This window comes from Lientehia hominis (assembly GCF_021044755.1).
Lineage (GTDB): Bacteria > Bacillota > Clostridia > Lachnospirales > Lachnospiraceae > Lientehia > Lientehia hominis.
This window is the reverse complement of record NZ_JAJNOR010000003.1, coordinates 26,908-51,969: the sequence shown is the minus strand read 5'-3', so window position 1 is coordinate 51,969 and position 25,062 is coordinate 26,908. Positions and strand designations below refer to the sequence as shown.

At 45.9% G+C, this 25,062-nt stretch carries 25 protein-coding genes; all 25 read left to right on the top strand.

The genetic code is table 11. The annotated features are described in order from the left end of the window. The first annotated feature begins 10 nt into the window (after window positions 1–10). The 25 genes from lysS to LQE92_RS05915 all read left to right on the top strand — a co-directional run bounded on the left by lysS (window position 11) and on the right by LQE92_RS05915 (window position 25,062). Window positions 11–1,948 (top strand): lysine--tRNA ligase, encoded by a 1,938-nt coding sequence (gene lysS, locus LQE92_RS06035; protein WP_231062100.1) that lies wholly within the window; start codon window positions 11–13, stop codon window positions 1,946–1,948. 763 nt (window positions 1,949–2,711) lie between these two features. Further along, entirely contained in the window at window positions 2,712–3,872 is a 1,161-nt protein-coding gene (locus LQE92_RS06030; protein WP_231062099.1) for a two-component system regulatory protein YycI, read from the top strand. A 59-nt stretch (window positions 3,873–3,931) separates the two neighbouring features. Continuing rightward, the gene (locus tag LQE92_RS06025) at window positions 3,932–4,576 is read left to right on the top strand and encodes an ABC transporter ATP-binding protein (protein WP_231062232.1); all 645 of its coding nucleotides are present in this window, start codon (window positions 3,932–3,934) and stop codon (window positions 4,574–4,576) included. 57 nt (window positions 4,577–4,633) lie between these two features. Continuing rightward, the gene (locus LQE92_RS06020) at window positions 4,634–5,434 is read left to right on the top strand and encodes a hypothetical protein (protein WP_231062098.1); all 801 of its coding nucleotides are present in this window, start codon (window positions 4,634–4,636) and stop codon (window positions 5,432–5,434) included. After that, window positions 5,427–6,281: a hypothetical protein gene (locus LQE92_RS06015; RefSeq protein WP_231062097.1), complete on the top strand. Its 855-nt coding sequence runs from the start codon at window positions 5,427–5,429 to the stop codon at window positions 6,279–6,281. Before LQE92_RS06020 ends, LQE92_RS06015 begins: the two co-directional genes overlap by 8 nt. Before the next feature lie 94 nt (window positions 6,282–6,375). After that, window positions 6,376–6,759, top strand: coding sequence for a BlaI/MecI/CopY family transcriptional regulator (locus LQE92_RS06010; protein WP_231062096.1), 384 nt, complete (start codon window positions 6,376–6,378; stop codon window positions 6,757–6,759). Continuing rightward, window positions 6,746–8,107 (top strand): M56 family metallopeptidase, encoded by a 1,362-nt coding sequence (locus LQE92_RS06005; RefSeq protein WP_331001251.1) that lies wholly within the window; start codon window positions 6,746–6,748, stop codon window positions 8,105–8,107. Before LQE92_RS06010 ends, LQE92_RS06005 begins: the two co-directional genes overlap by 14 nt. A 264-nt stretch (window positions 8,108–8,371) precedes the next feature. Continuing rightward, on the top strand, window positions 8,372–9,376 hold the full coding sequence (locus tag LQE92_RS06000) for a LysR family transcriptional regulator (RefSeq protein WP_231062095.1): 1,005 nt from the start codon (window positions 8,372–8,374) through the stop codon (window positions 9,374–9,376). A 266-nt stretch (window positions 9,377–9,642) separates the two neighbouring features. Further along, window positions 9,643–10,539: an HpcH/HpaI aldolase/citrate lyase family protein gene (locus LQE92_RS05995; RefSeq protein WP_231062094.1), complete on the top strand. Its 897-nt coding sequence runs from the start codon at window positions 9,643–9,645 to the stop codon at window positions 10,537–10,539. A gap of 44 nt (window positions 10,540–10,583) precedes the next feature. Continuing rightward, window positions 10,584–11,726 (top strand): substrate-binding domain-containing protein, encoded by a 1,143-nt coding sequence (locus LQE92_RS05990; protein WP_231062093.1) that lies wholly within the window; start codon window positions 10,584–10,586, stop codon window positions 11,724–11,726. 410 nt (window positions 11,727–12,136) lie between these two features. Continuing rightward, window positions 12,137–12,544, top strand: a complete 408-nt coding sequence (locus LQE92_RS05985; protein WP_231062092.1) for a VOC family protein — start codon at window positions 12,137–12,139, stop codon at window positions 12,542–12,544. A 31-nt stretch (window positions 12,545–12,575) separates the two neighbouring features. Then, on the top strand, window positions 12,576–14,147 hold the full coding sequence (locus LQE92_RS05980; RefSeq protein WP_231062091.1) for a sugar ABC transporter ATP-binding protein: 1,572 nt from the start codon (window positions 12,576–12,578) through the stop codon (window positions 14,145–14,147). A gap of 3 nt (window positions 14,148–14,150) precedes the next feature. After that, window positions 14,151–15,116 carry an ABC transporter permease gene (locus LQE92_RS05975; protein ID WP_231062090.1) on the top strand — a complete coding sequence of 322 codons (966 nt, stop codon included), beginning with the start codon at window positions 14,151–14,153 and terminating at the stop codon, window positions 15,114–15,116. A gap of 11 nt (window positions 15,117–15,127) precedes the next feature. Next, window positions 15,128–16,105: an ABC transporter permease gene (locus tag LQE92_RS05970; protein ID WP_231062089.1), complete on the top strand. Its 978-nt coding sequence runs from the start codon at window positions 15,128–15,130 to the stop codon at window positions 16,103–16,105. 7 nt (window positions 16,106–16,112) lie between these two features. Then, complete coding sequence (locus LQE92_RS05965; protein ID WP_231062088.1) at window positions 16,113–17,198, top strand: phosphoheptose isomerase family protein; 1,086 nt, start codon at window positions 16,113–16,115, stop codon at window positions 17,196–17,198. 51 nt (window positions 17,199–17,249) lie between these two features. After that, window positions 17,250–18,161, top strand: a complete 912-nt coding sequence (locus tag LQE92_RS05960; protein WP_231062087.1) for an HpcH/HpaI aldolase/citrate lyase family protein — start codon at window positions 17,250–17,252, stop codon at window positions 18,159–18,161. A gap of 30 nt (window positions 18,162–18,191) precedes the next feature. Further along, window positions 18,192–19,043, top strand: a complete 852-nt coding sequence (locus tag LQE92_RS05955) for a sugar phosphate isomerase/epimerase family protein (protein ID WP_231062086.1) — start codon at window positions 18,192–18,194, stop codon at window positions 19,041–19,043. Between the two features lie 38 nt (window positions 19,044–19,081). After that, window positions 19,082–19,930: a sugar phosphate isomerase/epimerase family protein gene (locus LQE92_RS05950; protein ID WP_231062085.1), complete on the top strand. Its 849-nt coding sequence runs from the start codon at window positions 19,082–19,084 to the stop codon at window positions 19,928–19,930. Window positions 19,931–19,980: 50 nt separating this feature from the next. Next, a complete protein-coding gene (locus LQE92_RS05945; RefSeq protein ID WP_231062084.1) occupies window positions 19,981–20,205 on the top strand; it encodes a 4Fe-4S dicluster domain-containing protein in 225 nt (74 codons plus the stop codon). Next, complete coding sequence (locus LQE92_RS05940; RefSeq protein WP_231062083.1) at window positions 20,187–21,344, top strand: 2-oxoacid:acceptor oxidoreductase subunit alpha; 1,158 nt, start codon at window positions 20,187–20,189, stop codon at window positions 21,342–21,344. Before LQE92_RS05945 ends, LQE92_RS05940 begins: the two co-directional genes overlap by 19 nt. Continuing rightward, window positions 21,319–22,155, top strand: coding sequence for a thiamine pyrophosphate-dependent enzyme (locus tag LQE92_RS05935; protein ID WP_231062082.1), 837 nt, complete (start codon window positions 21,319–21,321; stop codon window positions 22,153–22,155). The genes LQE92_RS05940 and LQE92_RS05935 overlap by 26 nt, the downstream gene beginning before the upstream one ends. Beyond that, window positions 22,142–22,696: a 2-oxoacid:acceptor oxidoreductase family protein gene (locus LQE92_RS05930; RefSeq protein WP_231062081.1), complete on the top strand. Its 555-nt coding sequence runs from the start codon at window positions 22,142–22,144 to the stop codon at window positions 22,694–22,696. Before LQE92_RS05935 ends, LQE92_RS05930 begins: the two co-directional genes overlap by 14 nt. A gap of 1 nt (window position 22,697) precedes the next feature. After that, on the top strand, window positions 22,698–23,855 hold the full coding sequence (gene sucC, locus LQE92_RS05925; protein ID WP_231062080.1) for an ADP-forming succinate--CoA ligase subunit beta: 1,158 nt from the start codon (window positions 22,698–22,700) through the stop codon (window positions 23,853–23,855). Beyond that, entirely contained in the window at window positions 23,852–24,766 is a 915-nt protein-coding gene (gene sucD / locus LQE92_RS05920; RefSeq protein ID WP_231062079.1) for a succinate--CoA ligase subunit alpha, read from the top strand. The genes sucC and sucD overlap by 4 nt, the downstream gene beginning before the upstream one ends. Next, on the top strand, window positions 24,763–25,062 hold the full coding sequence (locus LQE92_RS05915) for a hypothetical protein (RefSeq protein WP_231062078.1): 300 nt from the start codon (window positions 24,763–24,765) through the stop codon (window positions 25,060–25,062). Before sucD ends, LQE92_RS05915 begins: the two co-directional genes overlap by 4 nt.

Genomic DNA, 25,062 nt, shown 5'->3' with positions numbered 1-25,062 from the left:
GGGAAAAAAATTGGCAGAGCAGAACAGAATCCAGGAACAGGATATAAATCAGCTTCTGAAAGTGCGCCGCGAAAAGCTGGCGGGGCTTCAGGAAGAGGGGAAGGACCCTTTTCAGATCACAAAATATGATGTAACGCATCACAGTGAAGAGATAAAGGCCGGATATAGCCAGCTGGAAGGAAAAGAGGTATCCATCGCAGGCAGGATGATGTCTAAGCGTGTGATGGGAAAAGCCTCTTTTTGCCATATCCAGGATCTGCCCGGAACAATCCAGGCATATGTGGCAAGAGACAGTGTGGGAGAAGAAGCATATAAGGAGTTTAAAAAGTATGATATCGGCGATATCGTCGGAATCAAGGGCACCGTATTCAAGACGAAGACGGAAGAAATCTCCATTCATGCGTCTGAGATCACCCTCCTGTCCAAGAGTCTGCAGATTTTGCCTGAGAAATTCCACGGTTTGACCAACACGGATATCCGCTACCGTCAGAGGTACGTGGATTTGATTGTAAACCCGGATGTAAGAAAGACATTTGTACTGCGTTCCAGGATCATCAAATCCATCCGGGATTATCTGGACGGACAGGGATTCATGGAGGTAGAAACTCCAATCCTCGTATCCAATGCGGGAGGCGCTGCGGCCCGTCCCTTTGAAACACATTATAATGCGCTGGATGAGGATGTGAAGCTCAGGATTTCTTTGGAGCTTTATCTGAAGCGCCTGATCGTGGGCGGTATGGAGCGCGTATATGAGATTGGCCGTGTATTCCGGAACGAGGGTGTAGATACCAGGCATAATCCAGAATTCACATTGATGGAGCTTTACCAGGCATACACAGATTATCACGGTATGATGGATCTGACGGAGAACATGTACCGTCATGTGGCAAAGGAGGTCCTCGGAGACACCATGGTGACATATGGCGACGAGCAGATCGACCTGGGAAAGCCTTTTGCGAGGCTCACAATGGTGGATGCGGTTAAGCAGTATTCGGGAGTTGATTTTGATGAGATACCGGATACGGAAGCGGCAAAGGCCATGGCGGACAAGCACCATATCGAATATGAAGCCAGACATAAGAAGGGTGATATATTGAGCCTTTTCTTTGAAACCTATGTGGAGGAGCACCTGAGGCAGCCTACCTTTATCATTGACCATCCGGTGGAGATTTCCCCGCTCACAAAGAGAAAGCCGGACAAGCCGGACCATGTGGAGCGTTTTGAGCTGTTTATTACGGGACGTGAGATGGCGAATGCCTATTCTGAGCTAAATGACCCCATTGACCAGAGAGAGCGGTTTAAAGCTCAGGAGGAGCTGCTGGCCCAGGGAGATGAGGAAGCTAACAGCATGGATGAGGATTTCCTGAACGCATTGGAGATTGGAATGCCGCCCACAGGCGGAATCGGCTATGGGATTGATCGTCTGGTGATGCTTCTGACGAACAGCCCGGCCATCCGGGATGTGCTGCTGTTCCCCACGATGAAAAGCCTTGGGGGATCCGATACGAAGAAGGCTGTGAAGACGGAGGAAAAGGCAGCCGGGGAAGCCGCGGAAACTGCAAAAGAAGTCATAGATTTTTCCAAGGTGGAAATTGAGCCTTTGTTTAAGGATGAAGTCGATTTTGAGACATTCAGCAAATCTGATTTCCGGGCTGTGAAGGTGCTGGAATGTGAGCCTGTGAAGAAGTCTAAAAAGCTTTTAAAGTTCACTCTGGATGATGGAACCGGTGAAAACCGTACGATTTTAAGTGGAATCCATACCTACTATGAGCCGGAAGAACTGGTCGGAAAGACGCTGATCGCGATTACCAACCTGCCGCCGAGGCCCATGATGGGATTTGAATCCTGCGGAATGCTTCTTTCTGCAATCCATACGGAGGATGGGGAAGAAAGGCTGAACCTTTTGATTGCTGACGATCATATTCCGGCGGGTGCAAAGCTGTACTAGGATAAAATTTTAAATTTTCTGCCAGAAAACATTGATATGCTCCCCATGGAGTAGACACTCGAATTAAACTTCGAGACTACACTGTGGGGAGCATTTGTATGTATACCTTACTTTTGTTTACTGCCTTATCCATCAGGTGAACACCGGCTGCTGCTCTTAGGATGGTCCGAACTTTTTATATTGTTTTTGTCAGACGAATTACTTTGGCACAGTAAAAGCAGCAGGATTGTCATGAAATATTGGGCGGATACTGCGGTCCGCAGTTGCCAGTATGCGGATCGATTTGGTTACCGAAGTGTTTTATAAAACTTCCGGCTCTCTGTCTTGCACGTGGGGAAGCTGGTAGAAAATACTGGAATCATTTTAAGATGAAAAAGACTTCCATTGGATTTCAAAAATAATAAAGAACAATTTGTAAAAAATGATAATAAAAATGTGTTTTTATAAAGCGCATAACAGTACAATATAATAAAAGTTATATAAATATTATTGTACTATTGTAAAAAATTTGATATAATAATGTCACTAAGCTAGCGAAACTTGTAGAAACCGGAATGTCAGTCCTATTTATTATGGCAATGGCTTCGAGCTGAAGTGGATGGACTGTCTTTTGGATGGGATGAAAGAGTCCAAGCAGTAAAGTGGTGTCCGTAGTATTGAGTGAAGTAGGGGCCGGTCTGTAGTGAAAAGGCCGTCCCCTGCTTGATTTTATTGTTGTATGAATTGAATATTTAATAGGATGGATAGGAACAGGTGGACGAGAGTGAAAAGAAGAAAAGCAATGTTTATGATTGCAATAACGGTTTTATGCTTGAGCGCGTGCGGAAGAGCTGATTCTGAACAAGTGGAATCAAGTTCCGATTCTCAGTTCAGACAATCTCCGAAAACGAATGGAAATGAAATAGGAACTGAAAAATTATCATGGGATAATGAGCGAATCTGCTTGGAAATCTCAGAGGGCGTTTCTATGGATGCTGAAGTCGTCATACCTGATACAATTAGAGAAACAGTAGAGAAATGCCATGTTAAAGATATCCACTTCAATGGGAAAGAAGTTGCTTTCCGATTATTTCCAGAAATAGAAAAGAACAAATGGGAGTTTCTTGATTACAGTGATTTGGGTGTGGATTCACAAGTTTCCTTTGAGGGCAAATTTTCGCTGCCGCTTACGAAAAAAGAAATGAGTGGAAGTGCCATGATTGGGTTAGAACTTAACTTTCATACGGAGCATTGGATGAAGTGTGAGGCTAATCTACCGCTTATTTTTACATCATCGAGTGATATTGAGGTGAAAGAAGATTTGTCGGGAGATTTAGCCTTTGAATCAAGGGATGCGGTGGTGAGGAAGGTTTCCGAATATTTGCAGAATGATATAGGACTTGAAATCAAACCTATAAATTCCTATTCCATAGATTATCGAAAAATGGAGGAACAGGAAGAAATAAATAAAAGAGACGGTGGAGAGGAGCTGAAAGATCCGGGAGATCAAAACTGGACTTGGTCTGCTGAGGACGATTGTTATTATTTAACATTTGAACAGTATATTAATGGTCTGCCCATGTTAATAGACAATTATGCCGGACAAGATGGAAATGGAACAAGGACTGGGGAAGTCAGGGTTGGATACACGGTGAACGGAATTGAGAGTATTTCTTGTTTGGGAAATTTTGCTGTAACGGAAAGAGAAAAAATGAAACTGGCCCAGCCAGAAGATATCGTAAATACTTTGAAAAAGAAATATGAGCTTATCTTAACTAATGATATAACCATCACACAAATGAAGCTGATTTATTTTCCTTATCCAATTTCCAATAAAGAATGGGAATATGACTTTATTCCTACCTGGAGGGTTACTTATAAACAAAGCGATGGAGATCGTTATTTTTACATTGATGCAGTAACTGGAGAAGAGGTTAATTATTAATACTAAATTGAGCAAATATGGAAAGGAATAGTTGTCGATAATGATAAGGTGCTTTTATGATGGAAAACCAGATGATTGAGGTTCAGTCTGTAACCAAAAAATTTAAAGAGTATAAGGCGTTGGATCAAGTCTCTTTAAATTTCGAAAAGGGTAAGATTCATGGTATAATTGGGCGTAATGGAAGTGGGAAAACGGTCCTCTTTAAATGTATTTGTGGCTTTTTAAAAACCAGTGAAGGTACCATTTTAGTGAATGGTAAACAAATTGGTAAGGAAATAGAGTCTCCTCCTAATGCTGGTATTATTATTGAGACTCCGGGGTTTTTATCTAGTTATTCAGGATATCAGAATCTGAGCTTTCTTGCCTGTATCCGCAATCGAATAAAAAAAGAGGATATCTATCGTATTATGGAAAAAGTAGGATTGGATCCTAAGAGCAGGAAACATGTTGGCAAATATTCTATGGGAATGAGACAGAGACTTGGTATAGCACAGGCTATTATGGAGGATCCAGATTTACTGATTTTGGACGAGCCGATGAATGGACTGGATAACCAGGGGGTAGATGACATGAGAAAACTATTTATGGAATTGAAAACGAACGGGAAAACTATATTACTCGCCAGCCATAATAGAGAAGATATTTCTGCCCTTTGTGATACTGTTGTAGAAATTGATCATGGCAAGATTTTAAATCAGATTTAACTATGTGACTTTTTTCCTGAAGCGACTGAGACAGAAAGGGGACAGATGTTTCTAAGTATGTTAAAAATGCATTTTAAACGATTATTTCAGTCTAAGAGGTTTTATTTGTCTGTTTTGTGCGTGACAGGTATTTCTCTGCTTAGCATTATTGGAGAAATACAGGCGCTTCCTGGTTCATCCATTTACTATCTTATACAGAGCCGTCACGGAATAGGGGCTTTTTTTATTGCTATGTCGGTAGTGGTTGTTTTGCCTTATGGTTTAAACTATACGGAAGATGTGGGAAATCATTATGAATATGGGATATTAAGCCGGGGAGGCAGATATTCTTATTGCTGGTCTAGTATGTTAATTACAGCGCTCAGCGCTTTTCTGACAGTTTTTCTGGGATATCTTTTGTTATATTTTTTGTTGAAAATACGGTTTCCGATGATTAGGCCTGAAGAATTAGAACAACTTATACAATATTCACAGCAAAATGGGCTGACGCCATATGAGAGCCTTCTCATTGGAAATCATCCTTTTCAATATTTTTTATGCACGTTTTCAACAGAAGCGATAGGATATGCTTTTATGGCGAGCGTCACTCTTATGGCTTCCGCTAAAATTGATAATTCTTTTGTTCTGCTCAGCATTCCGGTTATGTTATATTATGGCTGTATGTTTATTGGTACTACGTTCAAACTTCCAGGAATTTTTCGATGGTATTATATGCTGACACATGGGGGATATTTTGCGGTTATAACAAATAATATCTATTTGGTCATGCTATATGTGATGTTATATTTCATCTGTCTCATTGCAGCTGCCGGTCTTATATTTGAAAAATGGGTAGAAGGAAAGAGGAGCCATGGATAGTTTGAAAAAAGTACTGCATGTATGCCAAGGAAGCCTGAAAAGGACTGTCTTTAAACCGCGCCTTTACATTGCTTTTTTATGGTTTGGATTCCTGATTTTTGATTTTATTGAAAAAATTAAAGTTTTCTCTGCAAGAGTAAACGTTCCTGTTTCACCTTGGATATTTCCGTTTATTACCACCGAGCTCAGCGGGCAGATTTTTATCACATTAGGTGCTATTTTGATTTTTTGCGATGCTCCTTTTTTAAGTGAAGGTGTTTATTCTCAAATAATTCGCTGTGGGCGAAAAAACTGGTTTTGGGGAAATATGCTGTATATCTGGATGCAGTCCTTATTCTACGCAGTGGGATTGTTTCTTTTTTCAGTAATTTTGTTAATGCCTAAAGTTGAGTTTATGACTGGGTGGGGAAAGGTTTTGGGGACTCTTGCACAAACCAATGCTGCTTCGTCAGTTTCTTTGAACCAATTGGAATATAGCATCATATCAAACTTTTCTCCATTACAAGCGGTAGGATTGACTTTGCTGGCAGTCTGGTTAAACAGTGTGTTTATTGGCGTTCTGAGTTATGTAATGAACCTTCTTGTTAAAAACGGGAGCGGGGCGGTCATGGGAGCAATTATAGCATTATCGCCTCTGCTTCTTACGAAGTTGGTACAGTATGAGGTTTCCTTCTATTTGGCACCTCCTGCCTGGATGAACTTAGCCATGTATAACTGGAGCGGTTATGGAAGCTATCCGTCTCCAAGGTATATGTATACTTGTTTAGCCTTTTTAATTGGAGTTTGTACGGCGGTTTCTTATGTCGGGATAAGGAGAAAAGATTTATACATAGTAAAAGAACTGTAGGAAATTACTGAATTCAAAGGGTTAATTTTTTGAAGACGTGCTGATATACTAAGAGAAAAAGTAAATATGAATGATTGAAAATAGGTGATACGAGATGAAGAGAAAAAGTCTTACGGCAAGCGAGCAGGAACTTATGAAAGCGGTCTGGGAAATTACAGAAGAAGGGAATTTAGCGTCAACAAAAAGCATCCGGAAAAAGCTTGATGAATGGAGGGAAGAAAAAACCACCAGCCAGGTTGTTTACGTGCAGATTGGGCATTTGGAGCAAAAAGGATATGTCAAGATTGAAAGAAACGAAAATGACGACAGGACCTATATTCCTCTAGTCGGGAAAGAGGAGTATGTGAAACAGCAGGCAAGACATTGGGCAAAATTCTGGAACAAAAGTGCCACGGGATACGCGATGATGGCGCTTGGGAACAAATTGACGAAAGAAGAGAAGGAAGAGCTTAGGAGTTATCTGGATGAACTTGATTAGCGTATGCTTAATGATCTTGATGACATCTGTGACTGGAACGGCTATATTTGGGATTTGGAAATTGATGAGTGTAATACTTGACAGACAGGGACGTGTGAGGGAAGTTCGTATCTGTTTGATAGTCACGATTATTTTTTTTCTTGTACCGGTCGCATTTTTTTATATGGCATGGGTGACTGGCTTGTTTTCTGAATCCATGGATGGAATATTATTCCGGAGAACTCCATTTTTCGTTTGGTCATCCAGAATTTTTTCTGTTGTTTGGTGCATTGGATTTTTTTGCGAAATTAGTAATTATATTAGGAATTGGAGAATTCTGAACGGTATAAAAAAGAGAAGCAAAGAAGCCGGAAACAAAATTGAAAGGATAGAATACAAAGTTGAGGAAAGGCTTCGGATTAGGAGAAGGATTCCGGTATATTTGTCTGAGGAACAAGAGGTGCCTGTAATTGGCGGCTTTTGGAGAAGCGTGATTCTTTTGCCAGACAAGGTGTATCGGGAAGAAGAGCTTGAAATGATTCTTGAGCATGAACTCTGGCATTATAAACAGAGGGATTTGCTTCTGAAAAAGCTTTGTGGATGGATTGTTCGAGTAGAATGGTTTAATCCTCTGACGAGATATCTGTTTTCGGAAGTCGACCGGTGGGGAGATGCCTTGTGCGACGTACATATTTGCTTTGAAGGCGAGAAAAGATGGAGCCGAAAGAAATATTTTAATACAGTGATCAATAATTGTTCTAGAGGTAAAGTGGATTTTTGCTCTGGGATGAGATTGCAGAGTGACCTTGAGGATGTAAGAGAAAGAATTGATAGAATGGGAAGATATAAATCGAAGCTGGCAAAAAAACGGTTTAATATTCTTTTGACAGCAATTTTTATTTTGATGTCGTCTGTTACCGCGATGGCTGCAGGCAGAGGTATAGAAAGTATATATGATGAGGTATATGATGCGACGGAAAAGAGGATTACAGAGCCGCTGCAGCCACAGCAGCAACTGGAAGAGTTTGAGCGGCTTCCAGGCGATGATGTTACCATCATAAGGTCAGATGAGAACATGGGTGCGCGAACCAGCAACACTTTTAGCTGGACTCTGTCGCCAAAGACTTTGAAAGAGACCGGACAGTTTTACGCTTCAAAAGGAAGCAGCGTTACAATATCTGTTACTCCAGATCCGATGAGCGCGAAGACAGGCATCGGTCTCGATCAGCCGTACGGTTATCTTCGGGGGGTGTCCGGTACAGGAGCATATAATCATACTTTTGCGATCAACGAGAGCGGGTACTACCGTGCCTATGCGGAAAATCTGTCAGGAAATACCATCACTGTAGGAGTAACAGTAGTACGATAGTATAATGGATGATATACAAAGGTTTAGCTTATGAATTACATTGATATGCTCCCCATGGAGTAGACACTCGAATTAAACTTCGAGACTACACTGTGGGGAGCATTTGTATGTATACCTAAGACATCGCCGTACAGAACTTTATTGATGGATAAATATGGTAGTAAGAATTTGCAGCCTGCAGCTTGCACTGCAGCAATTTTCTGTATATAATTATAGGTGTTTCCTGGTCGCATGTCAGTCATCTGCAATCCAGAGGTTGTTATTATGAATAATTCAATGCTGCCGCGCGAATTTGACTATTTTCTTCTTGTGGCGGAGGAGCTGAATATTACAAGGGCCGCACAGCGCGCATACATATCGCAGCAGGCTCTGAGCAAATATATCAAAACACTGGAAGACCGGTATGGTGTGCAGCTGTTTCAGCGCAAGCCGGAATTTCGTCTGACCCCGGCGGGAGAAATCTTATATAAAAGGGCAAAACAGATGCGCCAATTGGCCAACACTCTTTCCGCGGAACTGGACAGCGTACAAAGCGGACTTCAGGGTCAGCTTTGTTTTGGAATTTCCTACGGAAGATCCTTTGACATTGTGCCCCCGCTCTTGGCCTCGTTTCGCCAGATGTATTCTAAGATTAAAGTCATCGTAGATATGGGAAATACTTCTTTTTTTCGAGATGAAATCATAAAAGGGAAAATGGATATCGCGCTGGGAGTATCTCCGGAGCCTTCGCCAGAAATAGAAACCATAGAACTGGCAAAAGAGAGCATCTATCTCTGTATGACGGATAACATTTTGAAACGGTATTTTCCTGACACATTTCCAAGCTGTAAATATCGGTTTCGGGGAGGGGTGGATCTCCATGAGTTTGAGCATATCCCGTTTTGCTTTAATCCGACGTCGACGCATATCAATCAATATGTAACACGGTATCTGACACAAAGGAATATCAACTTATCGTTTATGGTTCTTACAGGGAGCAATGAATTAAATATTAATTTGTGTGATGTCCTGGGGTGCTTTTGCCTGCAGTTTTTGCTTCCGCAGGTCAGGGACTACAACCGGCGCTGGCCTAACAATCCCATTAATATTTTTCCTCTCAGCGGAATGGAGGAATGTAATACGATCACGATTATGTACAGAAAGAACCAGCAGCTTCCCATTTATCAGCAGCATTTTATGGAACTGCTGCAGGAGGTCGTATCGAATCATATATATTTACTGCCGGCTGACGCCGCCGAGAAACCAAATGTTTTTCCGACCATCGATTAATAGTATTTCTTAAAATCTTTTTGCCTGAAAAGATCGCTGTTTTGCACAGCGGTCTTTTTTTGTTCTATTGAAAACATCTATTCGAGTATTTCTGGAGCCATTCAAAAATGAGATTTTTAAAAGCATCACAACCTTTTGTTATATTCTCACAATTAATTGATGTTTTACTTTCCTTTTTTGTTGGAATTATACTATTAATAGAGAAAATACCCTGTCATGTTCGAAGCATGGTCTGGGCATCGGAAGAAAGGAAAGGGGTGTGTATTTTGAAACTGAGAAGGACATTGCTCTGGGTAAACGGAAACCAGCCGGACCGGCTGCAGGAGGCGCTGCGGAGCGAAGCAGACTGCATTGTTTTGGAGCTGGAAGATCTGGTCCCTCCGACTCAGAAGGAGGAGGCGAGAAAAGGCGCTGTCAATGCTTTGAAAAATGTTGATTTTCGGGGGAAGGAACGGATCGTGAGAATCAATCATCCTGACAGTGAATGGGGAAAAGAGGACATGGAAGCGATCTTTCCGCTGGCTCCGGATGCGGTCAGACTGCCGAAATGTGAAACAACAGAGTATGTGCTTTATATTGACCGGAGACTTGCCGAGACTGAGAGGGAACAGGGGCTTCCGAAAAACAGTATTGAACTCATATTAACGTTGGAATCTCCACTGGGAATCCTCAATTGCTATGAAATGGCTGTCTGCACCAAACGGGTCACCGGGATCGGCCTTGGAGCGGGAGACCTGACCAGCGCCATGGGCATTGACCGAAGCCTGGATCCTGACACGGTTCAGCTTTTGTATGTAAAACAAAAAATGGTCCTTGCTGCAAAAGCCGCAGGCGTACAGGTATTTGACACGACGGTGATCGCACCTCCGGGAGTTTCTTTGGATGATTTTATTGAAAAGGATACTCGTAAGGACAAGGAAATGGGATTTACGGGACGTTCTGTTTCAATGCTGCCGCACGTCCCTGTCATTAACCGTGTCTATGCACCGACCAGAGAGGAATATGAACTTTCCTGCCGATTGGTTGAAGGATACAATGCTGCGCTGGCTGCCGGCCAGATTGCGGATATTTTTGTAGAAGGGCATTTTCTGGATGTGCCAGTGGTTGAGAAAGCCCGCCAGGTAATCTCTTTTTATGAAAAACTGGCAAACAAAATATCCTGAAGGAGACAAATAAGCCCAATTAAAAGGAAAAGGAGAAAAATAAAATGAAGAAGATGATATCCTGCGTTTTGTTCCTTTGTTTAATGATTACACTTCTTGCCGGATGCGGATCGTCACCGGCCGGAAAAAGTGGAAAAACGGAAACGAAGGCGTCCGAAACAGCCGTTAAGACAACGGAAGCCAAAACTGGAGCAAAAGACACCACAGCTGCGGAAACGGAGAAGGGTTTTGAGACCAAGGAATTGTCAGAGCTGAAAGTAGGCATTTCTTTTTATGCATATGCCAGCGCGTCGGCAATTCGTCAGTTGGATTACCTGGTCTATACATTTGAGGGAGCGGGATGTACAGTTTCCTATGCGGTCTGCAACAACAGTGTGGAACAGCAGATTGCAGATGTGGAAAGCCTGATCGAACAGAAATGTGATGTGATTATTCTCGATCCCTGCCAGTCAGAAGGATATGACAGTGCACTTGCGGACTGCAGAGCTGCCGGGATACCCGTATTTGTTATGGGAAATGCTCTGAATTCCGATGTTTATACTGCCGGCGAAGACTATGTCACGTTACTCCAGTCAGATATGAAATTACAGGGAGAAAATGCGGGAAATGCGGTACTCCGTATCGTAGACGAGAAACTGAATGGGCAGACTGCGTACTGTGTCGTTGTATTTGGTACGCCGGGTATGCAGAGCGCTACTGACCGTTTAAACGGCTACAATGAAGTGGATTTTGCCAATGATTCCATCGTTACGATCGGAACACAGACGGCCTATAACAAGGCGGCAGATGCACAGTCCATTGTGGAGAATTATATTATGAGCAGCGGCGGACCGGAGACAGAAAAGGGTGTTAATGTCATTGTTTGTATGACACATAACTGCGCGATCGGGGCGGTCGCCGCCATCAAGAACATGGGCTACACTCCGAATAAAGATATCTATGTCGTCGTTGTTGACGGCGTAAAGGAAGACTTACAGAGTATTCTTGATGATGAACTCTATATCGCGGTTGAGTCTCCCTGCTTTTACGCGGAGCAGCAGCTGGACTTGATTCAGAGATATTTCCAGGGGGAGACTCTCGATTCCTATTATGAAATTAAAACTACTGTTTTTGATTCTTCCAATGCACAGGAATGGTTCGATAATTTCTCCAAGTTTGATGAATTGATTGGGTATGAGGGACAATAAAGGCTAAAAAGTTTCAGATAACCAAATTTGATGGGCGGCAAGGTATGATACTAAATACTTTTTGGAATCATTTATAGTTAGCTCCGATCAAGTTCCGGTTAAACACCGGCAGAAGTTCCAGGCCGTCACGATTTCGGTTCGCTGGCGATGCAGGGGCGTTAGCAGGATCTTTCCGGCCGCAGGGAGGTAAAAACCGAATTTCATGCAGGTTTTTATTGGAATCTGACATGGAAAAATATCGATTTATCCATGTCAGTTGGAAAGGACCGACCGGAGGCCGCAAAGATGCTGGTTACGGCTGCCAGCGACCCGCCTGGATGGAAGCGGACTTCCTCCTGTTTCTTCGGGTTAATAAAAATAAGTTTGTTTGAAAAGTATTCAAAGGTATACAAAGAAAAGAGGCGGACATTATGGGAACGAATCATACATTTCATCATATTGCATTGCGCGCGGCCGACTATGAAAATACCCTTGCATTTTATTGCGGCGGGATTGGCTGTCGATTGGCTTATGAATGGCAGGGAGACGATGGACGATGCTGTATGGTGGATATTGGCGGAGGGGACTTTATAGAGATTTATGAGGGAGGAGAGGAGGGTCTTCCTGAGGACTTTGAGAAGAGAAGCGGCTGCTTTTTTCATTTAGCCATTGGAGTAGAAAATACGGATGAGACGTATGAGTCGGCGATAAAAGCGGGAGCAGTCAGCAGGGATGCTCCGTTTGATACGGTGATTCAGTCAGTGCCGCCGCTGCTGATCCGGATCGCTTTTGTTTATGGTCCCGACGGAGAACTGATTGAATTTTTTAAAGTCAGATAACCTATCAGTTTTTTAAAAGCGAGGTGATAGCTTGGAAAATCAGAAGACAGAAAAGCAGGAATATCTTCTGGAAGCCCGCAATATATATAAATCCTTTTCTACAGTGCCTGCACTTACGAATGTAGATTTTAATCTTCGCAGAGGAGAGGTCATGGCCCTGATGGGAGAAAACGGAGCCGGTAAATCTACTTTGATCAAGATTATCACTGGATTGTATACAAAAGATTCCGGTCAGGTTTTGCTGGATGGAAAAGAGATAAGAGCAAGATCAGTGCTGGAATCGCAGCAGCTGGGCATTCAGAGCGTATTTCAGGAATTGAATCTGAGCCCGTTTCTGAGCGTAGCGGAAAACCTGTTTATAGGACACGAAATCAGAAACAAGCGGGGATTGATCGATTGGAAAAAGACAAATGAGGAAGCAAAGCAGATCTTGGCAGAAATGTCCGTCTACATAGATGTAAAAAAACCTCTTAAGGATCTTACAGCGGCAGTTCAGCAGATGGTAGCCATAGCGCGGGCAGTCGTGGTAAACGCGAAGGTCCTGATCTTGGATGAAGCGACCTCCTCTCTGGATGCGGATGAAGTAGAGGTGCTGTTCAGAGAGATTCGGAGATTAAAGACAAAGGGAATCGGAATCATTTATATCACACATCGTATGAACGAAGTGTTTGCCATCAGCGATCGGATCACCGTATTGCGTAACGGTCACCTTATAGGGGTTTATGAGTCTGCGGCTATTAATATGAGTCAGCTGATAAGCAGCATGATCGGGGATGCGAAGGGCAGGGAGGTAGTTGTGCGAAAGAAAGAGAATCCGGAACTCAAGAATGCTCCGGTTCTCTATAGTCTGCGGAACATAAACAAAAAGAACCGGCTCTACAATGTTGATCTGGAGATCAAGAGCGGCGAGATCGTAGGATTAGCCGGGTTACTGGGATCGGGAAGAACGGAACTGGCAAGGATCATATTTGGCGATGACCAAGATTTTACCGGTGAGCGGTATTTCAAAGGCGAACGGGTCAATTTGAAATCTCCGGCGGCATCGATCAAAAACGGAATCGCTTACTGCACAGAAGAGCGCCGCAGCGAAGGGATATTCGCCCTGATGGGAGTGGATGACAATATTATCATGCCGTCCATGGATTCCTATGTACGCTTCGGAGTGATCAACAGAAAAAAGAAAAACGCAGTGGTCAAGGAGTATATCGGCCGCTTGGCTGTTAAGACACCGTCTTCCTCTATGGAAATTCGAAAACTGTCGGGAGGAAATCAACAGAAAGCGCTGGTTGCCAGGTGGCTGTGCATGGATACTAAACTCATTATCTTTGATGAGCCTACGAGGGGAATCGATGTCGGCGCGAAGGCAGAGATTGAAAAGCTTATCCAGGAGCTGGCGGAGCAGGGATTGGCGGTGCTCTATATTTCTTCTGAATTTGAAGAATTGGTCAGAGGCTGTGACCGCGTGATCGTGTTATACGAAGGCCATGTCGTCAGCGAACTGTCGGGCATGGATATATCCAATGAATCTATAACCAATGCGATCGCGGAGGGCGGAAGAACCGTACGTGATGCGAAAAAGCTCCAGGAAGAGAAAGGGGTGTAAGGGATGCAGAAAAAAACGCTGACTTCAAAGGCTGGTACAGCGGGACATTTTGCGATCGATAATGCCGCCGCCCTCATGTGTGTAGTACTGATTCTCTACAATGCCCTCTTTACCAAAAACTTTGTGCAGATCAATTCCCTATGGAATCTGATTGCACAGACTACTTCTCTTATGTTTGTGACAATGGGCATGACCCTGGTTATCTCAGCGGGCTGCACCGATCTTTCCGTCGGCGCTATCATGGCGATTTCCTCTTCCATATGCGGTGAATATATCGTGTCGGGAGGGAATCAGGCGGCCGCCATATTTTTAGCATTGGGAATAAGCTTAGTGTGCGGTCTGATAAATGGTACTCTGGTAGCAAGATATAAGCTGCAGCCCCTGGTTGCGATGCTGGTCGCGAGGATGGTATACCGGGCTGCCGCACAGATATATACCTCGGGAATCGCGCGGAATGTGAGCAGTTCCATCGGAGCCTTTATTGCCCAAAAACGTCTGTTTTCTTTTCGGCTGCCGGTGATTGTAATTCCTATGATCCTAGTGATTTTTCTGACTTGGTTTATCGCAAAAAAGACAAGCTTTGGAAAACATGTGGAAGCGGTCGGGAACAATCAGAGGACGGCATATCTCTGCGGCATTTCTGTGGCAGGAACGATCGTTGCGGTGTATCTGTTTTCTTCCGTGCTGGCGGGTTTCGGAGGTTTGATCGAACTGTTCCGCAGCGGAGCTACTGATGCAAATACGATTGGTCTTGATTATGAAATGAGTGCCATAGCGGCTGTAACGATTGGCGGAACCAGCATGCGCGGAGGAAAGGCAAGAATCTATGGGTCTATTGCAGGCGCTCTGCTTATGACGCTTATCACCATGACTGTGAATTTTTCCAATATTACCTATCAGATGGCGAATATCTTGAAGGGCGTTGTAATCGTTTTCGCGCTGGCTCTGCACTCAATAGAACGTTCATAATGGAGGGAAAGATGGAAAAAAGTTCAGAAAGAAAAATACCGCTGTCGGAATTCCTGGATTTTCTGCGGGGAAAAGGAACCATAGTCGTTCTTATTTTGATGATTGTGTTTTCAAGCATATTATTCGGAAACACGTTTCTGTCCTGGAGCAATTTATCCAATGTCATGAGGCAGGTCAGCTGGTTCGGAATTGCTGCCATCGGCGTGAACCTGTGTATTATCAGCGGCGGCCGCGACGTATCTGTGGGATATACAGCAATGCTTACCGGCATGGTCTTTTCCTGGTGCATCACAAAGGCCGGGATGAATCTTTGGCTGGCGCTGCTTCTCAGCCTGTGCGTCGGTCCTGCAGTGGGACTTATCAACGGTTTTATTATCGCAAAGCTGCATGTCAGGGCAATGATCGCAACTTTATCCACCGGTTGGATATTCTGTTCCCTGGGACTTATCATCAATAATGACGCCACCATTTACATAGCAGGAAGTACAAAGAATATTGAACTGTTTTACAGCATCAGCAGGAGTAACTTATTTGGCTTTCTGCCAACGCCGTTTGCCGTATTTCTAGTCTGTGTATTTGGTTTCTGGATCATGGCGTCAAAGACAAAGCTGGGGCGGGTGATCTATGCAATCGGAGGAGATCAGGAAAGTGCGGCAATGATGGGCATGAATGTAAAAAAGACGCAGCTCATCACACATCTGATCTGCAGTATTTTGGCATGTATCGCGGGACTGTTCTTAGTAGCACGTACAGGAGTAGGCGATCCCGCAAGCTGCAGCCAGTGGGGATTCACCCTGATGGCTGCTGTTGTGATCGGCGGAACCAGGATGCGGGGAGGTCTGGGCGACCTGCGGGGCATTATTGTAGGTGTGCTGATCTATGGGCTCCTCAGCAACATATTGTCAATGGCGGGACTGTCGCTGTATTGGCAGAACCTGATCACAGGGCTGGTGCTGCTTCTTGCCATCCTGTCACAGAGGAGGTCGTAAAATACCGGTGGGAAATCTGAAGGAATTTGCATGTGCGATTATAGACGAATTGACCGAGTGCCTGCATGGAATGAAAGAGGAGGAAGTAAAGCGGCTTTATTCGGATATTGTGAAAGCAAAAAGAGTTTTCGCATGGGCTCCGGGACGGTGCCAGGCAATGCTTCGATGCTTTGTCACACACCTCTCTCAAGCAGGAAAAACAGCTTATATGGTCGGCGACACCATTACTCCTGCTATCGGGAAGGAAGATCTGCTGATCATCGCCAGCGGCGCCGGCCACAATATCGGTGTGGCCAGCATAGCAGAACGCGCGCGGGGATTTGGAGCAAGGGCAGCCCTGCTTACCATCGTACCTGAATCCCTTTGCCGAAATGCTTCTGATTATGCGGTGATCGTTCCAGGAAGGACAGCCGCATGCGGAGGAATCGGACGATCCATTCAGCCGGGCGGCGGAAAATATGAACAAAGTCTTCTTCTCTTTTTAGAGGCGGTCGTGAGCTGCTACAGAACAGAGAAGGAAATTTGCTCCCCTGTCAAAGAACGGGAGATTCTTCCCGCTGCCGTGGAGCTGGCAGAAAGAATACGGCAAGTGGAAGAAGGGATAAAAGAAGAGGAAGCGGATTCAGTACTGCAGGCAGTTGAAAACACACTGCCGTTGAATGGCAGGGTGTTTGTATGGGCCCCTTCCTCTCGTCCCAGGAATCTTTTGAGATGCTATCTTATGAGACTCATGCATATGGGAATCAGGGCTTTTGTCTGGGATGATACCGTTTGTCCGGAGATCCAGCCGGGGGATGTGTTTATTCTTTCAGACCGGGACGGAGAAAATCCCCTTGCAAAAAGCACGGCAGTGTCTGCAGCTGCGGCCGGCGCGCGGGTCTTCCTGCTGTCGGAGAAAAAAACGCCGGAACATTATCCGGAATGTGAGGTGGTATATTTCCCTGTGCCGGAAGAACAGAAGGATCCGAATATGCCGGGCTGTCTTTATGAGCTCAGTATGCTGATCCTGTTGGATGCTATGATCGCTGAGCATAATGAGAATCTGGAATTTATGCGGGCGGCGGCATTTGAATTACATGCAAACCTTGAATAAGTTGGAAACAATTTCTTTTACAATAACGAAATGGGAGGGTGAATAAAACGGATGCGGCTTAGAAGAACGATGTTTTGGGTAAACGGACCGGATTTTACGAATCTGGAGGAAGTCATCAACAGTAATACGGACGCGGTCCAGCTTGATTTGGAGCAGCATGTGAACGGGCCCGACAAGATACGGGCACGAGATAATCTCTGCAGGATTTTAAAGGAAGTAGATTTTAAGGGCAAAGAAAAGGTGGTCCGCATCAATCATCCGGATACCCAATTGGGGATTGATGATCTGGCGGCAGTCCTGCCCTGTATGCCGGACGCAGTTCGAATCCCAAAAACAGAGCGTGTTGAAACGGTTCTGAAGGTTGACCGGATCATCACGGACTTTGAAAAGAAGAACGGGCTGCCGCATAATACCATTGAGATTCTGCTTCTGCTGGAAACACCGATTGGGATCAACAATGGATATCGGCTGGATACCTGCTGCGACAGAGTGACAGGAGTCGGGCTCGGCGCCGGAGACCTGACAACATGTATGCACGTAAGGCGTTCCATGAGAATGGGAAATATGCAGCTGGTATATGCCAAACAGAAAATGGTGCTGGACGCTAAAGCGGCAGGGATCGGGGTGGCGGATACGGTTGTTGGCTGCAGCAAAGACTTTGGACCGGAAGCCGTTATGGAGTTTGTACGCGCAGATACGGAGCTGGACAAGGAGATGGGCTTTACCGGGAGATCGGTAGGGATGCTGGAGCATGTAGATATGATCAATGAGATCTTGTCCCCCAGCGCCCAGGAAATTGAGGACGCTGAGGCAGTCGTTAAAGCTTATGAAAGGCAGCAGGCAGAGGGCAGAGAGGATGTTTATCTGAACGGCAAATGGGTGGACCCTGATGTTTATTTAAGCAGTAAATATATTGCTGAGATTGGTGCGGCAATAAGAAAGAAGAAATCTTATAAAGGTTGAATTCAATACCAGGAAAGGAGTTTTTACGATATGAGTCTCACTCATTTGAAGCAGTCGCAAATCGCAACATCGACATTTCCCTACTGCCGCTATTCACTGGATTATACGTTGGATTCTTTGGAACGTATTGGGTGTGAGCATTTTGAATTTCAGGCGGTGGAGCCGCTTTTAAGTCTGGAGGATGTGAGTGAAGCGGACATCCGTGTAACGGCAAAGAAAATTGCGGACCATCATTTGAAATGTATCTGCGTCACTCCGGATGTCATGAATTATCCTATTAATCTTGCTTCCTCTAACGAAATGTGCAGAAGGCGCAGCATCGGTATCCTTAAGAGAGCCGTCAATTGTGCGGAGGCTTTTCACGCTCCGTTTATCCAGATGCACGTGGGTTATTCTCTGATCGATGAGCCGGCCGCGGAAGCATGGGAGAGGGCGGCAGAATCCATGAGAGAACTGGCCGGTTACGCGGCGGCTCACGGAATCGTTATTACATCGGAGTATTCGGTGTTCACATGGAAATCTGTGCTACAGAGTTCAAAGGCGCTTCGCAAGCTGATCGACGAGGTGGATTCGCCTGGGTACAAGGGAATGACGGATACCGTCGTCATGGTAAAGATACCGGAGACGATTGAAGACAGCGTCAATAATATCGGAATCCAGAACCTCAGACATGTCCATTTTACGGACGGTTTGGGAGATGCGACATCCTCGCTCCATATGGTACCGGGAGAAGGCAGACTCCCCCTCGATCATATTTTGCAGGTGCTGGATGACGCAAAGTATGATGGATATCTTTCTTTGGAACTTCAGGGGGCCGATGAGGCGCCGGAAGAAGCTATGAGGAAAGGATATAAATGGATGTGCGGTCATATCCCCGGCTGACGAAAAGGCCATGGGCCAATAGAAAGGGAGAAACAAAAATGAGCTTAAAGAAATCCCAAATAGTGCTGACAAATTATCCGTATCATAAATGTTCGCTCCGGTATACCCTGGATTCCATGCAGAGGCTGGGAGCTGAAAAGATTGAGTTTGTTTGCTGCGAACCCCACTTTTATTTTGATGATGTAAAAGAGGGGGAACCGGAAGCCTTAAAGAAAATGCTGGTAGAACGAGGACTGTGGATGGCGTGTCTTACAGCGCCGACAATGGAATACCCTATGAATCTTGCTTCTGCAAATTTTACGGTCAGAAAGAAAACCATTGACTACTTGGTCCGGGCAATTCAGTACGCAGAATTCTTTGGAGCGCCACTGGTGTCATTCGACGCGGGAAGCTGTCCGCTGGACGGAGACGAGGAGGCGGCGTGGCATCGCAGCACAGAGGCTTTGGCATATTTGACAGAGGCTGCGGAAAGCTACGGAAGAAAAATCGCGGTTTCCGTAAATTCCTCACGGACCGCATCTTTGCTCTGCACCATAGAGAAAGCCGAAAGGCTGGCTCAGACGATTCAATCGGGTTCCTTAGGATTTACAGCGGATACGGTCCACCTGTCAAAGCTTGGATCGTCGCCAAAGGAGATGATTGAAAAGCTGGGAGCCAATAAAGTGCTGATGGCACATATTGCCGACTGCAGGGGCAGCTCTGTGCATCTTGCGCCGGGAGAAGGCTGTCTGGATCTGAAAGAAATGCTCGCGAGCTTTGATTCGGCAGGATACACAGGAATCCTTTCCCTGAACATGCGGGGGAACCGCGACGGGTATGTTTATGAGGAAGAGCCGGAACGCTGTATGGGCGCCGGAGCGGAATGGCTGCGGGGATGTCTGATTTGACTTATGGATCATAATTTGTAAGGAAAGCCGTGAATCTTTGGGAGAAGGAAATGGTTAATAAGCGAGAACTGAAATTACAGCCCGGATGGTGCAAAAGCTGCGGGATCTGCGTGGCTTTTTGTCCGAAACATGTTTTGGAGCTTGGAGAAAACGGCGTTGTGATCGCCCATCGGGAGGAGTGCATTTTATGCGGGCAGTGTGAAAAGCGCTGTCCGGACTATGCCGTTTATATTGAAGAAGAGGAGGCTGATAATCTATGGGTAAAGCTGTACTGATGCAGGGAAATGAAGCGTGTGTGGAAGGCGCGTTGGCTGCGGGAATGCGTCTTTTCGCCGGCTACCCGATCACACCCTCTACGGAAATCGCAGAAAATTGTGCGGTCAGGCTCCCGTTGGCAGGAGGAACGTTCATTCAAATGGAAGATGAGATAGCCGGCATAGCGGCGGTGATCGGAGCTTCCGCGGCCGGGATAAAAGCAATGACGGCCACAAGCGGTCCTGGTTTTTCATTGAAGCAGGAAAATATCGGATATGCCTGTCTGACTGAGATTCCCTGTGTGGTGGTAGATGTTCAAAGATCAGGTCCGTCCACGGGCCTTCCGACCTCCCCTTCCCAGGGAGATGTCATGCAGGCCCGATGGGGAACCCACGGCGATCATCCGGCCATCGCTGTCTCCCCGTCTTCCGTAAAGGAGACCTATGAGCTGATCATCCGGTGCTTTAACCTTTCAGAAAAATACAGGACGCCGGTGATTTTTCTCATGGATGAGATGATCGCACATCTCAGAGAGGCAGTTGAACTGCCGGATATGGATTCTTTAGAGATAGAGGACCGTCTCACGCCGCTGACAGCAGAGAAAAACCCGTTTCCTTATCTTGTAAAGGAAGGAGAGTGGGTCCCCCGTCTAATGCCCTTGGGGATGGGCCAGCATTATCATATTACAGGCCTGATCCATGACGATACGGGTTTTCCAACGAATTCTCATGAAGAAGCGGATAAGCTTTGCAGAAGACTGCTGGATAAAATCCAGAAAAACAAAGAGGATATTATCACATACGACGGATATTTGCTGGAGGATGCAGAAGAAGTGGTTGTATGCTACGGCGGGACGGCCCGGGCAGCGCTTTCGGCAGTGGATGAAGCCAGAATGGAAGGTATAAAAGCAGGAATGTTCCGTCTGATCACGATATGGCCGTTCCCTGAGGAGCAGATTTTTCGTTTGGCAGATAAGACGGGACGAATCCTTGTGGCGGAGCATAATGACGGACAGATATTACTGGAAGTAAGGCGGTCGGCACAGGGGAAGGTCCCGGTGGATTTTATCGGAAAAATAAATGGAGATGTTATTACACCGGAGGAGCTGCTTACCAAGATTGAGGAGGAGCACTATGCCAAGTGTGCTGATAAAAAATAATATGAGAGAGGAGCATCTGCCGCATATATGGTGTCCCGGGTGCGGAAATGGCGTGTTGATGCGTGATGTCGCTTCGGCTATTGATAATTTGGGCCTGGATCACAGAAAGGTCGTGATCGTATCCGGAATCGGGTGTTCGTCGCGCGCAGCCGGTTATATGGATTTTGATACGATCCACACGACCCATGGCAGGGCGATTCCTTATGCCACCGGAATTAAACTGGCAGATCCTGAGCTGGAAGTGATCGTCCTCACCGGTGACGGAGACGTGTCTGCAATCGGCGGAAATCATTTGATTCATGCGGCCAGGCGGAATGTCGGCATGACTGTTGTGGTATTTAACAATAATATTTATGGTATGACCGGAGGCCAGTATTCGCCCACCACACCGAGAGGAGAGTACGGAACGACCGCGGTGTACGGAAATATAGACCGGGCGTTTGACATTGCCGCTCTGGCGTTTGGCGCAGGTGCTTCTTATGCGGCGCGGGGGGATACTTATCATGTGGAGGCAACCACTTATTTGATTCAAAAAGGAATTTTACATAAAGGATTTTCCATTATCGACTGTGCGAGCATCTGCCCGACCTATTACGGAAGAAAAAATAAGAAAGGAAGCGCGGTTGATATGCTCATGCGGCAAAAAACACATGGCGTCATGGCGGAACATGCGGAAAAAATGACGCCGGAGCAGCTTCAGGATAAGCAGGTCATCGGGGTATTGGCACATACCAATTATCCTGAATTTACAGCCGAATATCAGAAGATCAAAGACGGACTGAGGGGAGGGAAGAAAGATGGCCAGAAGTGAACTTCGGCTTACGGGATCCGGAGGACAGGGAATCATCTTGGCAGCGATCATCCTTGCGGAGGCTGCCGTGATCGCGGAAAAGAAAACTGCTCAGTCGCAGGCATATGGTCCAGAGGCCAGAGGGGGGATGTGCAAGGCAGAGGTCATCATAAGCGACGTCCCCATTGGATTTACGAAGGTACTTCATCCCACCTTTTTGATGGCTTTGACACAGGAAGCCTTAAATCATTTTTCAGAGGAAGTGGCGGAAACGTGTATGATTTTGGCTGATGCAGGTCTGACCATTCCGGTATGGGCTGAAAAACAGACAGTAACCGCCCCGATTTTAAAAGCCGCGAAGGAGCGGATCGGAAAAACAGTCACAGCCAATATCATTGCGGTCGGTGTGATCAATAAGCTTCTCGGAATTGCAGATGAAAAGACGATGGAACGGGCGGTGCTCCGGCATATTCCGGAAGGAACGGAAGACTTGAATTTGAAAGCGCTCCATGTGGGAGAAGAGATGGGCGAAGTCCTTAAGAAGCAAAGGAAGGATATGTAAGATGAAGATTCATGAATATCAGGCAAAGGAGCTGCTGGCCCAATATGGGGTTCCCGTTCCGGAGGGCGTTTTACTGAGCGAAAAAGATACGATACCAGATGAAATAAGATTTCCATGTGTTATAAAAGCCCAGATCCATTCGGGAGGCAGAGGAAAGGCCGGAGGAGTGCGCCTCGTAAACAGTGCAGATGAACTAAAGAAGGCAGCGGGGGAATTATTTGGGACTTGCCTTGTGACAAGGCAGACGGGGCCGAAAGGACGGACCGTACATAAATTACTGCTCACACCGGCTGAAAGGATAAAAAAGGAGTACTATTTAGGGCTGCTGCCTGATTTTGAAAATGGCGGACTGCTTATTCTCGCTTCCGCATGCGGCGGCATGGAAATCGAACAAATTGCGGAGGAACAGCCGGATCTTATTTTTAAGCAGCCGGTATCTTTACAAATAGGGCTGCGCGATTATCATGTGCGGGTGCTGACCGAAAAGCTTGGAATGAGCAGCAGTCTTTTTTGTCAGATGAGGACAATTTTAAAGGGAATGTTCCGATTGTTCCTGGAAAAGGATTGTTCTATGGCGGAGATCAACCCCTTGTCTGAAACAGAAGACGGCAGGATACATATAACAGATGCCAAAATCACATTTGATGATAACGGATGCGCTGGGCATCCGGAATTAATGAGTTTAATGGATCCGTTTGAAGAAGATGAAAAAGAGTTAAAAGCCAGAGAAGCGGGGTTAAACTATATTTCCTTATCTGGAACGATAGGATGTATGGTCAACGGCGCGGGCCTTGCGATGGCGACGATGGATATGCTGGAGGGATATGGCGGTCGTCCTGCCAATTTTCTTGACGTGGGCGGAAGCGCGACAGAAGGACGGATAAAAAAGGCTTTTGAGATCCTGCTTTCAGATGAACGGGTCAGGGTGATCCTGGTCAATATTTTCGGCGGAATTATACGCTGCGATATTGCTGCCAGGGGTATTCTTGGTGCCGCAGAAGATTTAGGTGTCAAAATACCTGTGATTGTGCGTTTGGAAGGGACGTATGCGGAAGAGGGAAGGCGGCTGCTCAGGGAGTCCGGCCTTTCTGTTATACCGGCGGAGAACATGAGTGCGGCGGCAAAAAAGGCTGTTGAGTATGGAGGTGAATCGGATTGAGCATTTTGATCGATGAGAATACAAAAGTGATCGTTCAGGGGATTACCGGAAAACAGGGGCGCTTTCATACGGAACAAATGTTGGATTACGGAACAAAGATTGTGGCAGGAAGTACCCCCGGTAAGGGGGGAAGCAGCGTATCCGGTATTCCCGTTTACAATACAGTTTCCAAAGCGGCGGAAATGACGGGAGCGGATACATCGGTCATTTTTGTACCCCCTTCTGCGGCGGCGGACGCGGTCTTAGAGGCGGCGGATGCCGGGATGCGCCTGATAGTCTGCATTACGGAAGGAATTCCCGTGCTTGATATGATCCGTGTAAAAAAATACCTGGAGGGGAAAGATTCCGTACTGATCGGACCAAACTGTCCCGGGATCATCACACCGGGCGCGTGTAAAATTGGCATTATGCCCGGATATATCTGTAAAAAAGGACGAATTGGAATCATATCCCGTTCAGGGACGCTGACTTATGAGGCAATTCATCAGCTCTCACAAAGGAACATCGGCCAGTCTACCGCCGTGGGAATCGGCGGAGATCCGGTACATGGCCTGGGATTTGTCCATGCTTTGGAGCTGTTTGAGAAGGATCCGGAGACCCTCGGAATTGTGATGATCGGAGAAATAGGCGGAGATGAAGAAGAACGGGCCGCGGATTACATAAAGAATCATATCCGGAAGCCGGTCGCTGCTTTTATTTCCGGTAGGACTGCACCGGCCGGCAAACGAATGGGGCACGCGGGGGCTATCATTTCTGGTGGGAAAGGGACTGCCGAAGGTAAAGCGCATGCTCTTTCTGAGAGTGGAGCAGCAGTGGCAAAACTTCCGGATGAGATTGGCGGGACTCTGGAAAAAGCTGTTAGAGGTGCCGGAATATACGAGCGCTGCTTATGGGGGGAGAAGGATTCATGACAAATTTATTAGAGATGCTGATGATTTTGTGCTTCGGACTCTCGTGGCCCATCTCCATCCGAAAATCCTGGGTCTCCAGAACTGCAAAAGGAAAAAGCCTGTTTTTTGAGTTCTTTATTTGGATAGGATATATTTTCGGCATCATAAGGAAATTTATGTTATTTTCTCATGGAGGAGAGTTGGATTTTTTGTTTCATTTGGGGTGGTTCTTTTATTTCTTCAATATGGCCGCTGTCAGTATCGACATGGTCCTTTATTTAAGGAACAGCAGACTGGACCGGCGGCGGGATAAGTGA

Excerpts from the sequence above, each read along its gene's own strand:
- LQE92_RS06020 (WP_231062098.1), top strand. The coding sequence starts at position 4,634 with ATGTTAAAAATGCATTTTAAACGATTATTTCAGTCTAAGAGGTTTTAT.
- LQE92_RS05990 (WP_231062093.1), top strand. The coding sequence starts at position 10,584 with ATGAAGAAGATGATATCCTGCGTTTTGTTCCTTTGTTTAATGATTACA.
- LQE92_RS06005 (WP_331001251.1), top strand. The coding sequence starts at position 6,746 with ATGAACTTGATTAGCGTATGCTTAATGATCTTGATGACATCTGTGACT.
- LQE92_RS05930 (WP_231062081.1), top strand. The coding sequence starts at position 22,142 with ATGGCCAGAAGTGAACTTCGGCTTACGGGATCCGGAGGACAGGGAATC.
- LQE92_RS05970 (WP_231062089.1), top strand. The coding sequence starts at position 15,128 with ATGGAAAAAAGTTCAGAAAGAAAAATACCGCTGTCGGAATTCCTGGAT.
- LQE92_RS05975 (WP_231062090.1), top strand. The coding sequence starts at position 14,151 with ATGCAGAAAAAAACGCTGACTTCAAAGGCTGGTACAGCGGGACATTTT.
- LQE92_RS05945 (WP_231062084.1), top strand. The coding sequence starts at position 19,981 with ATGGTTAATAAGCGAGAACTGAAATTACAGCCCGGATGGTGCAAAAGC.
- LQE92_RS06025 (WP_231062232.1), top strand. The coding sequence starts at position 3,932 with ATGGAAAACCAGATGATTGAGGTTCAGTCTGTAACCAAAAAATTTAAA.
- LQE92_RS06000 (WP_231062095.1), top strand. The coding sequence starts at position 8,372 with ATGAATAATTCAATGCTGCCGCGCGAATTTGACTATTTTCTTCTTGTG.
- LQE92_RS06015 (WP_231062097.1), top strand. The coding sequence starts at position 5,427 with ATGGATAGTTTGAAAAAAGTACTGCATGTATGCCAAGGAAGCCTGAAA.
- LQE92_RS06010 (WP_231062096.1), top strand. The coding sequence starts at position 6,376 with ATGAAGAGAAAAAGTCTTACGGCAAGCGAGCAGGAACTTATGAAAGCG.
- LQE92_RS05955 (WP_231062086.1), top strand. The coding sequence starts at position 18,192 with ATGAGTCTCACTCATTTGAAGCAGTCGCAAATCGCAACATCGACATTT.
- LQE92_RS05950 (WP_231062085.1), top strand. The coding sequence starts at position 19,082 with ATGAGCTTAAAGAAATCCCAAATAGTGCTGACAAATTATCCGTATCAT.
- LQE92_RS05985 (WP_231062092.1), top strand. The coding sequence starts at position 12,137 with ATGGGAACGAATCATACATTTCATCATATTGCATTGCGCGCGGCCGAC.
- LQE92_RS05960 (WP_231062087.1), top strand. The coding sequence starts at position 17,250 with ATGCGGCTTAGAAGAACGATGTTTTGGGTAAACGGACCGGATTTTACG.
- LQE92_RS05915 (WP_231062078.1), top strand. The coding sequence starts at position 24,763 with ATGACAAATTTATTAGAGATGCTGATGATTTTGTGCTTCGGACTCTCG.
- sucC (WP_231062080.1), top strand. The coding sequence starts at position 22,698 with ATGAAGATTCATGAATATCAGGCAAAGGAGCTGCTGGCCCAATATGGG.
- LQE92_RS05940 (WP_231062083.1), top strand. The coding sequence starts at position 20,187 with ATGGGTAAAGCTGTACTGATGCAGGGAAATGAAGCGTGTGTGGAAGGC.
- LQE92_RS05935 (WP_231062082.1), top strand. The coding sequence starts at position 21,319 with ATGCCAAGTGTGCTGATAAAAAATAATATGAGAGAGGAGCATCTGCCG.